This window comes from Sporolactobacillus laevolacticus DSM 442, assembly GCF_000497245.1.
Classification (GTDB): Bacteria; Bacillota; Bacilli; order Bacillales; family Sporolactobacillaceae; genus Sporolactobacillus; species Sporolactobacillus laevolacticus.
On record NZ_AWTC01000003.1, the window covers coordinates 52,259 to 66,658 of the forward strand.

The following is a 14,400-nucleotide window of genomic DNA, read 5'->3' on the forward strand; positions in this document are numbered from 1 at the left end:
TTGATCGAGGAGGCTCCCGGACTGCCCGCGGCAAGCGAGCAGCTGAAGTGTCGTTCAAGCACAAGATTAATGATTCAAAGCCGCATATAGAGTGACAGGAAAGGACCAGGCGCAGCCTGGTTTTTCTCATACGGGAACAATATAAGAGGCCATGCTCCGTAAATTTTTTGTAAATAATTGTAATAATTCTCATACGTGTTTCGATATACCGTATAATAAAAGTTAAGTGTGAAAAATGAAAAGACAGAGATAGTTGAATGCGGGGTGAGGACGGTGGCGAAACATAAACTGTTCGCATCGATAACGGTTGGTTTGCAGACGATTGTTCTAAAAATAGCTGATTTAACGAACATGTCGATCATGGATTACGTTAAGGCTAATGTTTCAATAGGCGCGGATATATACAACCAACAGATGATTGCTTTTCAAACAGTTGATCAGGCATGCCATCAGCTAGCCGGATTTGTTCAGATTATGAAAGATTATGGAGTGACCAGCTATCGTGCGGTAGCGGCGAGTTCTGTTCAAGAGGCGAGAAATGCTGAGTATGTCAGAGAACAAATTCGTATTAAGACCGGACTCAATGTGGAATGGTTGGCAAATGCCGAAGAACGTTATTTGCATAATCAAGCGGTAGCATATAATACGGATACGTTCAGTGAACTGATCCAGGACGGCACCATGCTGATTGACATCGGGTCAGGCAGTATGCAGTTGACGGTTTATAATGATGGCCACTTTTTATTTTCAAGAAATATTAAACTTGGTCCGCTCCGAATCCGTGAAATGCTGGGTGACCTGGAAAGTAAGACCGGCGATTTTGTCGAGATTATGGAAGACTACATACGAAGCAAGATCGATGGCTATCACCAATTTGCGCCCAAAGGGGTCGTCTATAAAAATTTTGTGCTTGTCGGTACAGATCTCCTTGCGTTTAAGCAGACCTTCATGGAGACGAGCATTAACAAAATAAGCAGGACGCGCTTTGCGGAACTGTACCAGCACATTTTGACGATTCCTCCGCAGGCATTGGCAAAGGAATATCGAGTACCTTATGATTCGGCTACGCAGTTATTGCCGTCAGCCATGATTCTTAAAATGACGCTTGAGATTACGGGAGCCGAGAGTATCATCCTTTCTGATGCAGATCTTGCCGATGGCATTCTTGTCCATGAGCTCTTTCGCACACGGAATAATTCACTGAATCATTCATTCACCGAAGATATTATTGTATCAGCGCGTAACATTGCTTCTCGATACAATTGTGACACGGAGCATATTAAGATGGTGGAGCATTTTGCACTACACTTGTTTGATCGTCTGAGAAGGCTCCATGGACTAGGTAAACGGGACAGGCTGCTCCTGCAGCTTGCCGCGATTCTTCAGGACACGGGAAGTTACATTGATATGAATGCCCATTATGTACATTCCTATTACATCATTGTGTCCTCAGAGATTATCGGAATATCTGAACACGAGCGCGACATCGTTGCTAATATTGCTCGTTATCATAGTGCTGAAACACCATCAAGCAATTCATCTGCGTTTCAAAAATTGCCGACAAAGAGCAGACTAGTCGCGGCGAAGCTTGCAGCGATCTTGCGCATTGCCGATGCGCTTGATGACAGCCGCCAGCAAAAAGTAGAGAAAATGACTGTTTCACTCAAAAATGACCAAGTGACTATAACTGTCCATTCAGATGATGATCTTTCACTGGAAAAGCAGACATTCAAGGACAAGGCGGCTTACTTTGAAGAAGTTTTTGGACTGAAACCGATTTTAAGAGGGTAGGGGTATCGTCATGGATCAGTTTGATCGTGAAGATTATTTCAGTAATCGTGAACTTAGCTGGATTCTTTTTAATGAGCGGGTTCTTGAAGAGGCAAGGGACAAAACAAACCCGTTGCTTGAACGTGTGAAGTTTTTGTCGATCACAGCGAGCAATCTGGATGAATTCTTTATGGTTCGGGTAGCCTCTTTAATTGACATGGTTAATGTAGGCTACGACAAACCAGATGCTTCCGGATTAAAACCAACCCAACAGCTTACGGCGATCAGCGAAGCGGCGCATCAGATGGTCAGTCAGCAGTACACCACATATAACCGGATGCTTAAAAAGGTACTTACCGAGAAGAACATTCATATATTGGAAGTTGCTGAACTGTCACAAAAACAGCTGGACTTTATCGATCACTATTTCAGTCGCGAAGTTTATCCGGTTCTGACGCCTATGGCGGTTGACTCATCTCGGCCATTTCCGCTAATCCTTAACAAAAGCATCAACATCGCTGCGTTTATTCATAAAACGGGTAGTAAGACAGCACACAGAGAATTTGTTACAGTGCAAGTGCCTAACGTTCTGCCTCGTGTCGTCAAACTTCCAGACAAGGAAGGGCATACGAGTTTTATTCTGCTTGAGAATATTATCCGTAGGCACCTGGGTCAGCTGTTTGTTGGTTATGAACTTGATGAAGCATCCTGTTACCGTGTGATGCGTGATATGGATCTTGAGGTGGATGAGGAAGACACAGAAGACTTACTGAAAGAGATTGAAAAGCAGCTCAGATTGAGAGAACGGGGCAATGTCATTCATTTAGATGTAGAGGCGGGAATCAGTGAGCGACTCGTTGAAAAGCTGTTTGATCGGCTTGCTGTGAGTGCTGACAACGTGTACAGGGTGAACGGACCGATTGATCTTACCTTCTTGTCTAAACTGGTCGGGCAAATTAATGAGCCAGGCGATTTGGTATACCCGCCGCATCGGCCATTCGTTCATTACGAGCTTCTGGAACATTCCATTTTTGACGCGATGCGTGCTGGTGATATTTTCCTGCATCATCCCTATGAAGCGTTTGATCCGGTGATAGAACTGATCAGGCAAGCATCACGAGACAGTCAGGTATTAGCAATCAAGATGACACTTTATCGGGTGTCCGGCAATTCGCCAATCATTCGCTACTTGGAAAAAGCGGCGGAAAATGGAAAACAGGTGACGGTTCTCGTCGAATTGAAAGCGCGTTTTGATGAAGAAAACAATATCAACTGGGCTCAAAAACTTGAAAAAACAGGCTGCCATGTCATTTATGGACTTGTTGGGTTGAAAACACACTGCAAAATGGCGCTTGTCGTGCGCCGAGAATCAGATGGTATCAAACGCTATATGCATTTCGGTACAGGAAACTACAATGATATTACCGCGCGTTTTTATACCGATATGGGTCTCCTTACTTGTAATGAGCAAATGGGCGTTGATGCCTCAAATGTATTTAACATGCTCTCTGGCTATTCTGAACCACCTTACTTTCATAAACTTGTGATGGCTCCGCTATGGCTGCGCAGCACCCTGCTTGATCTTATTGAAACGGAAATTAAAAATGCACAAGCAGGAAAACCGGCGTTTATTCGTGCGAAGATGAATGCCCTATCCGATGAGGGGATCATTAAAGCCCTGTATCGTGCCTCAGCGGCCGGAGTCTCCATCCAACTGCTCGTTCGCGGGATCTGCTGCCTGAGGACAGGTATCCCTGGCGTCAGCGACACCATTGAAGTGCATTCAATTGTCGGCCGTTACCTAGAGCATAGTCGAATTTATCTCTTTGGAAATGGCGGAGAAACGCTTGCTTTCTTGGCGAGCGCAGATTTAATGCCGCGAAATATTAACCGGCGCGTTGAACTGATGTTCCCGATTGAGGATGAGGAAATCAAAACAACGATAATCGGCCTATTTGACCTGATGATGAAAGATAATGCGAAGACACGAGTACTGGGCAGCGACAATCTCTATGAAAAACCAGATCGACGCGGGAAGACACCATTCAATGTACAGGAGTATCTTGCGGAAGTCGCGGAACAGCAGACCATTAAACGTGAACGTTCACTTCGTGATAAGCGAACGTTCACACCGATTAAAGGTCGGCGTGAAGATATTCTGAATCCGGAAGATTAATCAAAGGATCTGCAAAAAATTTATCGACAAAGTTAGAGAGGGCATTTTCCCTGTATCTGGCGATTTTTAGCCGAATGAGGGGGTTATGCCCTCTAATTTTAGTTTGGTTTTATGTTGAACAGAGCGGGGACATGCCTTATGATTAGAGATAGTTTCATCAAAGAATACAAACAAATAGCTTGAATTGCAACTATATATTGTGGTAATCTATTTATCATAAACTATATATAGTGACTTGCTTACATCGTTACGTGTTGCTGTATATGGGAAGGGAGGAGCGTCGAATGATGATCTTATACGAAACGATGACAGGGAATGTCAAACGTTTTTTGGCAAAAACCGGACTGGATCACCAGCCTATCAGCAGTGTGGACCAGGTGAATGAGCCATATGTTCTTGTGACAAATACGATTGGATTTGGCGACGCTCCGGATCACGTCAAGGACTTTTTGGCAAGAAATGGGCAGTATCTCATCGCGGTTGCGGCGAGCGGAAACCGAAATTGGGGACGAAACTTCGCACGCGCGGCGGATGTCGTGGCCAACATGTACCATGTTCCCGTTTTATATAAGTTTGAACTTGGCGGAACTGAGAAAGACGTCATTGAATTTCGAGAGAGGGTGAAGGCACTTGCCGAACGAAGCGACAAAGTCAAAGTCTTATACTGAATTGAATAATGAAGTGCTAACGCGCGGAGACGACGGTTTCTACCGTTTAGATAAAGACAGCGAAGCGATCGATGTCTACATGGAAGAAGTGCGTGAAAAAACCATGCATTTTCACAGCATTTTGGAGCGCTTGCATTATTTAGTCGATCAAAATTACTATTATGATGTATTTGCGGAATACAGCGATGAGCAAATTGAGAACATTCATCAAATGGCGGCGAACTATCAATTCCAATTTAAATCTTATATGGCCGCAAGCAAATTTTACCGCGATTATGCGATGAAAACCAATGACAAATCTCACTACTTAGAAAATTATGATGAGCGAATTGCAATTGTTTCATTATTTCTGGCTCGTGGGAACTTTGAGCATGCTGTTCGGTTTATGCGTGCGATGATGGAACAGCGTTATCAACCGGCGACACCGACATTTCTAAACGCCGGCAAGGCGCGTCGCGGTGAGATGGTCTCCTGTTTTCTTATTGAGGCGGATGACTCGCTCAATTCGATTAACTACATAGAGAGCACATCCCAGCAGCTTTCCAAAATTGGGGGCGGCGTTGCGCTTAATCTGTCGAAGATTCGTGCCCGTGGCGAGGCGATCAAAGGTGTCGAGGGTGTGGCCAAAGGTGTTGTACCGGTTGCCCGTAAACTTCAGCTTGGCTTTTCCTATGCCGATCAATTAGGCCAGCGGCCTGGCGCAGGCGCTGCTTATCTGAACATTTTTCATTGGGATGTACCGGAATTTCTGGATACGAAAAAAGAAAATGCCGATGAAGATATTCGACTGTCCACGCTTTCGATCGGGCTGATTGTTCCCGGCAAATTCTTTGAACTTGCAGAAGCTGGAGAACCCTTTTATATGTTTGCGCCTTACACCGTTTATAAGGAATACGGTAAGCATCTGGATGACATGGATATGGATGAGATGTACGACAAACTTGCTGCCAATCCTGCAGTAAAGAAGAAGAGTGCGGATTCGCGGGAATTCTTAAATCTGATTGCCCAGATGCAGATGCAATCCGGTTATCCGTATATCTTCTACAAGGATAATGCAAATAAAAATCATCCGTTGCACCGGCTTGGCGATATTAAGATGTCTAATTTGTGCACCGAGATCTTTCAGTTGCAGGAGACCTCTACAATTAATGACTATAATGTTCCAGACGACATCCGCCGTGACGTTTCTTGTATCCTCGGCTCATTAAACATTGTGAACGTGATGGAAACCGGAAAGGTTCGCGATTCTGTTCACGCAGGTATTGAGGCACTGACCCAGGTCAGTGAAATGACGGAAATCGCCAATGCACCGGGCGTGAGTCTGGCGAACCGCGAATTACATTCTGTCGGCCTAGGAGCGATGAATCTGAACGGTTATCTCGCGAAAAATCAGCTTGCTTATGAGTCAGCAGAAGCCCGAGATTTCGCGCGTACGTTCTTCTCTCTGGTTAACTTTTATTCAATCGAAAAATCAATGCTGATTGCCAAAGATCGTGGGCAAACCTTTAAAGGGTTTGAACAATCGGATTACGCCGACGGTTCTTATTTTAAAAAATATGAACATGAATTTTTTGGCCCTAAAACTGAAAAAATCGCTGAACTCTTTAAAGACATTCATATACCGACAACCGCTGAGTGGACGGAATTAAAGAAGCAGGTTGCTGAATTTGGTTTATATAATGCTTATCGTCTTGCTGTCGCTCCGACGCAATCGATCAGCTATGTGCAGAACGCGACCAGTTCGGTTATGCCTGTTGTAAATATCATTGAACGTCGCAAATACGGAAATAGTGAAACGATCTATCCGATGCCGTTCTTGTCTCCTCAGACGATGTGGTATTACAAATCAGCTTATCAGACGAATCAATTCCGCGTGATCGATATGATTTCTGAAATCCAGCAACATGTTGATCAAGGAATATCAACAATTCTTTACGTTGACAGTATGACCAGCACACGGCAATTAGCCAGATTGTATGTTTATGCACACAAGAGGGGACTAAAGTCATTGTACTACACACGAACACAGCTTCTGTCGCCTGAAGAGTGCACGGCTTGCTCAGTCTGAATGCACAAAGATTTTTTAACTGAATACCGAACGAAGGATGGATTGGAATCATGAAAGCCATTAACTGGAACAGTAGCGACAATCAAGTCGCGAAAGTATATTGGAAACAAAATATCAATCAATTTTGGACGGAAGAAGCGTTTAAAGTTTCGCGCGATCTTTCAGACTGGTCAAAAATGAATGAGGATGAGCGTGCGACCTATGTTGAAGTGTTGTCCGGACTGACAGGACTTGACCGTGAACAAGGAGACAATGGTATGCCGCTCGTCTCCATTCATCACGACAATATGCACGAACAGGCGGTTTTTGCCTGGATGGGCATGATGGAGCATATTCACGCAAAGTCCTATTCTCATATTTTCTCGACTTTGATTTCATCACGTGAAACAGACTACTATCTTGGAGAATGGGTAAATAATCAGCCGGAGCTCCAGAAAAAGTACAGCCTGATCGCTCAATGGTATAATCAGCTCTACGATAAACATGAAAACGTGACGCCATTCAAACGCTATATGGCTATGGTTGCTTCCGTGTTTCTGGAAAGTTTTTCTTTTTACAGCGGCTTCTTTTATCCTGTATTTTTATCTGGTCAAGGACGCATGATTGCTAGCGGTGAAATTATTCGCAAGATCATCCAGGATGAATCCATTCACGGTAGCTTTACTGGAATGGTTGCGCAAAGATTGTACCGGGAAAACCTTACTGATGAGGAACGAGCAAAGGCAGACTTGGAGCGTGAACGTTTGCTTGATCAATTGATTGAGGTTGAGAAGACGTACACAGCAAATATTTATACAAAGATTGGTTTAGTAGACGAAGTCATGAATTATGTCTACTATAATGCAAACCGGGCGCTGCAAAACTTAGGATATGACGATAAGTACACGCACGATCCGGTCAGCCAGATTGTCTTAAACGGTATTGATACCAGCACGATCAATCATGATTTCTTTTCAACAAAGGGAGATTATGTTGTTCCGCTGAATATCGAGCCCTTATCTGATGAGGATTTTAATTTTGACAATGTGTAAAGAAAAGTTCCGACTTGCAGAGTCGGAACTTTTCTTTTTTACTGCCTGATACGTAGTCAGCTACACGAATGTTATAGTATAGTATAAAAAAGAGGTTGTTCGAAAAGTCTGCTTTTATGTCCTCCTTTTCGAACGGAATCATAAAGTGCGGTTTTTAAGATAAACGATGGAAAAAGCGCCGATCAGTGGAGGTCATGCCTGTGATTCCTCAATGGATTAGAAAAAGTCTGGTTGCCTGTGTTGCCGTATTAACTTTTGGCACGGTGATTCCGACACTGCCAGCGCATTATCTGGACAAACAGAATGACAAACAAAATGTCCAAGGCAGTAAAGCGCCTATTATCGCATCACGACCTGACGACAAGTCAGCTTCAAAACTGGAGCAATCCTCTTTGGAGATTGTCGATCGCTCGAGTTTATCAAAAGCTGAGTTGATTGATCGACTTTCAACGTATGTGTTGGATGAGGCGAAAAATCAAGGAACTGAAAAATTTGGTGCGCGAATTAGTGCAAAGATTAATGGGCAATATGCTAATCAGATTGCGCCGGCTTTTGCTGAGGCGTTTAGAAATGTCAGCAATGCTCATGATTCTTCCTGGATTCAGGAGCTTGAAGTTACACATGCCCCAACGCCTGGACTCGGCGAACGAATTATGCATGTGTACAATAAGAAGACAGGCAAAGAAGTGATCAAACTACATGTCCGGCGCGACCATCCACCCCTTGATGGCTACTACTTCAATTTTCACTACCACACAGCGCTAGATGGCTTTCAAAAACATCATGAATTAAAGACCATTTACTGGGGTAAAAATATGCCACCGAAATGGAAAGCTTAAGTCTTACAGACAACCGGAGCGGGAACCGCTTCGGTTTTTTAACGTTCAATTATTGATAAGAGCGGGTATCTTCTGTAAATGATTAATTAAAAGTAGTAGACGTTTGAAAAGGAGTGAGTTCAAAACCTAAAGCTGCTGTTGCTTGTGCCATAACTCGGTAGCCAATTGGATTAGGGTGAATGTGGTCAAAGCTAAGCAATTGAGACTCATGTCCGGAGAATGCATGATAAATGTCAGCGACTTGAACAGCAGGATAGCGTTCCAATGAGAGAAGACGTTGATTATAGTTTTCTAACCACCGATTTGTTTCAGGTATATAAAATAGGGGATTATACAGATTCAATACACGAATCATTAAAGGAATTGGACGATTTGAGTGGATGGTTATGATCTGATTGATCATTTGATCGAAATGCGAAAGGCTTTGCTGAGTTGCTTGAAGCACTACTGAAAAGTCGCCGGTTTTAAGCCACACTTTACCCGCTTTCAAGAAATCGTTCCCGCCACCCGTTAAAGTGATAAAATTGGCGTTCTGAACGGCTTCCATGACCTCGGGTCTTGAGAGACTTTGCAGTATAGCTGCAGTTGTTGCACCATTTTTCGCAAAGACGCGTCGTTCAATGGGAGTCTGATAATAGACTTCGAGGTCGTGATGGAAGAGTTTCACGAAATTCGGCTGGAATAGAGTTGATCCAACACCAACCGTCAGAGAATCGCCTAATGCAACATAAAGTGGACGCTCGTTCAACACAATCACCTCCGTTCACGTGAGACTTCTTTGTACCAGTGTATTCATTACCAGAATATGAGGTTCAGTTCCAGAAAAGGCTTTTGATAGGGACAACGCAAAAACAGCGTCCACATGTGAAACACAGTGAGACGCTGTTTTCTTTTGGGATCGTTGATGGATTGTGTAAAGATGGGGTTAGTTTCCGATGAATTCTTGAGTCCAATACGAGCCATAAGATCCGCCTTTGACATAGCCAACACCAATGGTCGTGAAGCTTGCATTCAAAATATTTGCGCGGTGACCAGGGCTGTTCATCCAGCCATTCACAACTTCTTCTGGTGTTTTTTGTCCGGCAGCAATATTTTCCCCGGCACTCTTATAGGTGATGCCATATTTTTTCATCATGTCGAATGGAGAACCGTAAGTTGGTGACTGGTGGTCAAAGTAGTTTTTGTCAGCCATATCTTGAGATTTAGCGCGGGCCATTTTTGATAGAGTGCTATTGTCCGCTTTCAGTGGCTTAAGTCCTGCCTTGGTTCGTTCTTGATTCGTCAGATCGACGACCTTTTGTTCAAAGGCATTCATCTCACTGTTTGATGATTGATTTTCTGTGTTCTTTGTATCGTTGTTAGCAGCAGGCTTCTCAGGCTGAGCAGGTTGATTAGATTTCTGCGGTTGTGCCGGTTGAGTCGCCTTTTCAGGAGCTTTTACAGGAGCCTTAGCTTCTGGTTTTTTCGCACCCTGTTCCTGAACTTTTGAAACATCAAGTTTAATGCCCAAATTTTTCAAAACTTCGTTAATATCAATCCCCTGCTGATCTTTCAACTTCCATGGGTTAAGCAAGTTTGTAAAGTCCTGCTTGCATTCTTTTGCGTACTGCGGGGTAGCCGCGTTCGCCGATCCTCCTCCCATAACAAGTGGCAGTGCAAGCATCCCTGCAACGGTTAAACCAATAACTTTCTTTTTCATTGTGTAACTCCCTCCTTGGTCATAGGTTTCGGGATTGGGAGATTTGTAGTGGGGTAAAAGATAGAATTACATGATGTTACCAGTTTTGTGGAAGAACCAGCCAGTATGTAATAGGAGTGGTTTTGAGTGGATATTTTATAGGAAAAAAGCAGTCTCTCAATCCCAGGAGGGAACGAAAGACTGCTTGATTACTTATTCTTGTGATTGTGGGCTGATGGTCACAAATCAGCAGCTGAATCCTTTGTATTATAGCGATTGAACCAATTAATGATCTCGCTTAAACGGGATAATCGATTTTTTGGCCGTCCACTTCTTGAAAGTTCATGATTTTCACCTTTAATGCGTACAAAGCGTGTTTCCACACCAAGGCGGCGAAGTGCCACATACCATTGTTCCGCTTGTTCAATTGGACAGCGATGATCTTCTTCACTGTGGATGATGCATATTGGTGTTTTTACTTTGTTCGCATTTCGGATCGGTGAAAAACTCATCAATAGATCTTCATCCGTCCAAAGATCAGCACCATTGAAATAGCGAGTCAGGAAATAATAACCGATATCGCTCGTTCCGTAAAAATTATACAGATTACAGATTGATCTTTGCGTTACGGCTGCACGAAAGCGATCTGTTGTTCCAACTATTGTGTTCGTCATAAAGCCGCCGTAGCTGCCACCGGTCACATATTGACGTTCCCGGTCACATTCGGGGAAATGTTCCAATACATAGTCCAGACCCTTAAGAATGTCGATCTTGTCTTTTCGTCCCCAGTCGCCATAACAGCCAGCGCAGAATTTGGCGCCATAACCGCGGCTGCCGCGAGGATTCGTAAAGACGACAGCATAGCCTTGTGCAGCCAGACATTGAAATTCATGATTGAATGAATTGCCGTATGCAAATGCAGGGCCTCCGTGGATCTCCAATACAACCGGCACTTTTTCAGTGGCACGCACGGATTTTGGAGGGAAGAGCACCCATCCATCTATTTGCCAATCATCATCTGCCCCTGAATATGTAAATGCAATCGGTTCATTTAAGTCAAGCTGTTCAAACAATTGCTGATTATGATGACTAACTTGTCGAATGCTGTCGTTATTTCCTAGGAAATAAAGATCACCTGTCGAAAGTGGGGATGAAATGATAGCAATAATGTGCTCGTTTTTGATATCAAAAGAAGTGACCACAGATTTATCTTTCATGTAGACCGTTGAAAGGTTTCCATCAAGATCGACGCGCTTTAATCCAGTGGAACCGCCATCTTGAACAAGATAAATCAGCGAACGCCCGCTCTTATCCCAAAGAAAAAGTGTGTTGCTGCTATCAAATCGGACATCAGTGCCGACAAAATTGCCAAGTGATAACTTTTCTTTTTCCATCAGATTTTTTGCGAATCCACCGGTTATAGGAACAAGGAAGATCCCGATGTTTTCAGGGGTACATTCGCCATCTTCATTTCCAGCAAGCGCTATAGTTTGTCCATCAGGTGAAACCTGGATATCATAAATATAACCTTTGGCATCATAAATGCGTCTTGTGGTTTGATTGGAAAGATCATAAGCGTACATATCTTTAAGATAATCTGTTTGATCTGGATTTTGTTTTCCCATACAAAAAAATAGTTGGGTCCCATCGGGAGAAAATACAGGTAATTCTGAGGTGCATTGCGGATCAGTAATTAGTGTCTTTTGTTTGTTCTCAATCGAATAGAGATACAAAGCTGTTGTGCCATCAACAAATCCTTTTCCGTTTTGCAAAAATCGGAGTCTGCTAATTATCGTTACATCCTCATTGTCACTCTCAATTTTGTCTTTGATCATCGTTTGGCAAGCGAGCTGCTTTCCATCGGGACTAAGTGCAAAGTCACTGACTCCTTCTTCAAAGTCAGTTAGAAGCTCGGATTCACCAAGCGTCAAGGCAATGCGCCACACTTGATCTTTTCCTGTGCGATTAGAAAGGAAATAAACGAACGAACCATCGGCAGAAAAACGTGGGCTGTGATGCTTAACCAAAGTGTCTTCATTGTAGTCATGAGTCAGCGGTTTCGGTTCGCTTTCGCCATCCGTCCAATATAGGGATGAAGCATAACCGTTTTGTTTTAGATAGGTCTTGGTGACGACATAAACGGCCTTTTTTCCATCTGGTGAGAGTACTGGCGCACCCGCAAAGGTAAATGCCGATAAATCATTAATCGTAATCAAACGCTTGTTCAAATTAGTTCCCTCCTTTGTTCCAATTATAGGTTATTTGCGGATGTACCACATCTCTTTTTACCTTGCTACAGCAAAAAAAAGAAAAGTAATTATCTAATCTGAAGCCATACTCCTCGTCTATTAGTGAAATAACCGAGTTATTACTACAGCTTGCAAAAAAAAACACCATCTTCAATTGAAGATGGTGTGAAGAATGGTGTGAGAGAAGGATCAAACTTATTTAGGAAATTGCTGCTGGGCGTATTGGGCAAATTGTTGTTGAGTTTGCTGAATTTTTTGCGGATCCTGAGATTCAAACTTATACCATCCTTTATTAAACATCAGGTTGAATAGATCACGCTGATGATCACAGGTCGCGTCAAAAACGGATTTGATGTCTTGATATAATGCTTGGTGGCTTGCTTCCTGCAGCGCATGAACATAAGAGGTGCCCAAATACTTTTCGGTTAGAAGTACATCGTTGAGATAATCTCTGTCGTTCATCTGCTGCGTTTTCGGGACTTGTGTTTCGGTGTTCTGAATTGGCATGGATTGTACCGGTTGTTTTTCCATCATTGCATCACACCTCCTGCCATGGCTGTTGTTTGAATGTGTTTGCCCAGGTGATTGAGGATGTCCTGATAATGACGAATATGGAGTTGGGATGTACGGTTCATTGCCTGGATAACATCCTGATCTTGACACATCGCCGCATAGGCATGTGCTTTCTTGATAATCGCAAGGTTCCATGACAGAATATCTTCAATGTAAAGAAAATCTTTAGTGGAAAGGATCGCCGGTGGCTGAGCAAAATTCATTGGGGTTTGACCGCTCTGCTGCTGCATGTTCATGTGTTTTTCACACTCCTTTTTTTTTGTGGTGGCGGTGCTCATATGTATTATGTCCTTGGGTCCTTAAAAAAATTTGGTCCTGGTGAATTAAATAAGTCTTTTTCATGGCTTGTTTTTTTGCTTGCTGCATCGATGTGGTTATAATTAAAAAAGAATGATGTAACGAAAGGATGAACGATGTTGTTGACGATGTATAGCTATCCGCCATGCGGTACGTGCCGAAAAGCAAAAAAATGGCTGGAGGAACGTTCAATTCCGTTTCAGGAAATTAATATTGCTGAAAATCCCCCGGATCGTGATAAACTCAAACAGTTTATACAAAATAGCGGCTTATCGATCAGTAAATTTTTTAATACGAGCGGCAAGCGCTACCGTGAGCTCGATATCAAAAATAAAAAAATGATTGAACCAGAAGAAAAATGGCTGGATTGGCTGGCAGCTGACGGAATGTTGATTAAGCGTCCGATTGTTTTTGATGGGGAAAAAATAACAGTGGGCTTTAATGAAGTAATGTTTGAAAAGGCATGGACAAATCAGTAATGCATTCGCTAAAAATCGGAGGTTTTTTCTTCTAATATTTACGCTATAATAGGTATATCATCCATTGTGGAAGGCATTATTTAGTGGCTGATCACTGAAAACGGAGGCAGAATAATGAGTGTACCTAAAGATTTGCTTTACTCGAAAGATCATGAATGGGTCAAGAAAGAAGCGGACGGAAAAGTTCGGATTGGTATTACAGAATTCGCTCAGAAGGAACTTGGAGATATCGTTTTTGTTGAATTACCAGAAATCGGCGCAGAATTAAGCGCTGGTGATTCGTTTGGCAGTGTGGAATCTGTTAAAACAGTTTCTGAACTCTATGCGCCGGTTACCGGCGTCGTTGCTGAAATCAATGAAGACTTGGAAGATTCTCCTGAATTTGTTAATGAATCTCCGTATGATAAAGCGTGGATGATTGAATTGGAATCTGTCGATGATTCAGCTTTCGATGATTTGCTTGATGCCGAAGCATACGAAAAATTAATCGGCTGATAGCCGGTAATTCATCAATTAGCTCCTGTTTCGCCGAAATTGAATAAGCAGCTCACCAATACTTAACAACCTTTGTC

The 14,400-nt window shown here is 43.1% G+C and carries 13 protein-coding genes; 8 read left to right on the forward strand and 5 right to left on the reverse strand.

Translation table 11 applies throughout. The annotated features are described in order from the left end of the window. Positions 1-273: 273 nt before the first annotated feature. From P343_RS23130 to P343_RS23155, 6 genes are all read left to right on the forward strand, one after another. Positions 274-1,791 (forward strand): Ppx/GppA phosphatase family protein, encoded by a 1,518-nt coding sequence (locus P343_RS23130; RefSeq protein ID WP_023509113.1) that lies wholly within the window; start codon positions 274-276, stop codon positions 1,789-1,791. 10 nt (positions 1,792-1,801) lie between these two features. Next, complete coding sequence (locus tag P343_RS23135) at positions 1,802-3,946, forward strand: RNA degradosome polyphosphate kinase (RefSeq protein WP_023509114.1); 2,145 nt, start codon at positions 1,802-1,804, stop codon at positions 3,944-3,946. 284 nt (positions 3,947-4,230) lie between these two features. Further along, positions 4,231-4,614, forward strand: a complete 384-nt coding sequence (nrdI, locus tag P343_RS23140; protein ID WP_023509115.1) for a class Ib ribonucleoside-diphosphate reductase assembly flavoprotein NrdI — start codon at positions 4,231-4,233, stop codon at positions 4,612-4,614. Next, positions 4,577-6,682, forward strand: coding sequence for a class 1b ribonucleoside-diphosphate reductase subunit alpha (nrdE, locus tag P343_RS23145; protein WP_023509116.1), 2,106 nt, complete (start codon positions 4,577-4,579; stop codon positions 6,680-6,682). Before nrdI ends, nrdE begins: the two co-directional genes overlap by 38 nt. Positions 6,683-6,732: 50 nt before the next feature. Continuing rightward, entirely contained in the window at positions 6,733-7,713 is a 981-nt protein-coding gene (gene nrdF, locus P343_RS23150) for a class 1b ribonucleoside-diphosphate reductase subunit beta (protein WP_023509117.1), read from the forward strand. A 194-nt stretch (positions 7,714-7,907) separates the two neighbouring features. Next, entirely contained in the window at positions 7,908-8,552 is a 645-nt protein-coding gene (locus P343_RS23155) for a YpjP family protein (protein WP_236620318.1), read from the forward strand. A gap of 82 nt (positions 8,553-8,634) precedes the next feature. On the opposite strand, the gene P343_RS23160 is transcribed toward P343_RS23155, so the two are convergent. The 5 genes from P343_RS23160 to P343_RS23180 all read right to left on the reverse strand — a co-directional run bounded on the left by P343_RS23160 (position 8,635) and on the right by P343_RS23180 (position 13,288). Continuing rightward, on the reverse strand, positions 8,635-9,303 hold the full coding sequence (locus P343_RS23160) for a GDSL-type esterase/lipase family protein (RefSeq protein ID WP_023509119.1): 669 nt from the start codon (positions 9,301-9,303) through the stop codon (positions 8,635-8,637). 174 nt (positions 9,304-9,477) lie between these two features. Then, positions 9,478-10,251, reverse strand: a complete 774-nt coding sequence (locus P343_RS23165; protein ID WP_023509120.1) for a CAP domain-containing protein — start codon at positions 10,249-10,251, stop codon at positions 9,478-9,480. A 218-nt stretch (positions 10,252-10,469) separates the two neighbouring features. Further along, the gene (locus P343_RS23170; RefSeq protein WP_023509121.1) at positions 10,470-12,458 is read right to left on the reverse strand and encodes a S9 family peptidase; all 1,989 of its coding nucleotides are present in this window, start codon (positions 12,456-12,458) and stop codon (positions 10,470-10,472) included. Between the two features lie 216 nt (positions 12,459-12,674). Then, the gene (locus tag P343_RS23175) at positions 12,675-13,010 is read right to left on the reverse strand and encodes a spore coat protein (protein ID WP_037593813.1); all 336 of its coding nucleotides are present in this window, start codon (positions 13,008-13,010) and stop codon (positions 12,675-12,677) included. After that, entirely contained in the window at positions 13,010-13,288 is a 279-nt protein-coding gene (locus tag P343_RS23180; RefSeq protein WP_031263638.1) for a hypothetical protein, read from the reverse strand. The genes P343_RS23175 and P343_RS23180 overlap by 1 nt, the downstream gene beginning before the upstream one ends. Positions 13,289-13,465: 177 nt before the next feature. Here P343_RS23180 and P343_RS0118510 point away from each other — a divergent pair, with 177 nt between their 5' ends. Both P343_RS0118510 and gcvH read left to right on the forward strand, forming a co-directional pair. Further along, positions 13,466-13,828, forward strand: a complete 363-nt coding sequence (locus tag P343_RS0118510) for a Spx/MgsR family RNA polymerase-binding regulatory protein (RefSeq protein WP_031263640.1) — start codon at positions 13,466-13,468, stop codon at positions 13,826-13,828. Positions 13,829-13,942: 114 nt separating this feature from the next. Continuing rightward, positions 13,943-14,323: a glycine cleavage system protein GcvH gene (gene gcvH / locus P343_RS23185; protein ID WP_023509124.1), complete on the forward strand. Its 381-nt coding sequence runs from the start codon at positions 13,943-13,945 to the stop codon at positions 14,321-14,323. Positions 14,324-14,400: the final 77 nt, after the last annotated feature.

Coding starts and splice junctions, on each gene's coding strand:
- P343_RS23175 (WP_037593813.1), bottom strand. CDS start 13,010: ATGGAAAAACAACCGGTACAATCCATGCCAATTCAGAACACCGAAACA.
- P343_RS0118510 (WP_031263640.1), top strand. CDS start 13,466: ATGTTGTTGACGATGTATAGCTATCCGCCATGCGGTACGTGCCGAAAA.
- gcvH (WP_023509124.1), top strand. CDS start 13,943: ATGAGTGTACCTAAAGATTTGCTTTACTCGAAAGATCATGAATGGGTC.
- P343_RS23155 (WP_236620318.1), top strand. CDS start 7,908: ATGCCTGTGATTCCTCAATGGATTAGAAAAAGTCTGGTTGCCTGTGTT.
- nrdI (WP_023509115.1), top strand. CDS start 4,231: ATGATGATCTTATACGAAACGATGACAGGGAATGTCAAACGTTTTTTG.
- P343_RS23165 (WP_023509120.1), bottom strand. CDS start 10,251: ATGAAAAAGAAAGTTATTGGTTTAACCGTTGCAGGGATGCTTGCACTG.
- P343_RS23180 (WP_031263638.1), bottom strand. CDS start 13,288: ATGAACATGCAGCAGCAGAGCGGTCAAACCCCAATGAATTTTGCTCAG.
- P343_RS23135 (WP_023509114.1), top strand. CDS start 1,802: ATGGATCAGTTTGATCGTGAAGATTATTTCAGTAATCGTGAACTTAGC.
- nrdF (WP_023509117.1), top strand. CDS start 6,733: ATGAAAGCCATTAACTGGAACAGTAGCGACAATCAAGTCGCGAAAGTA.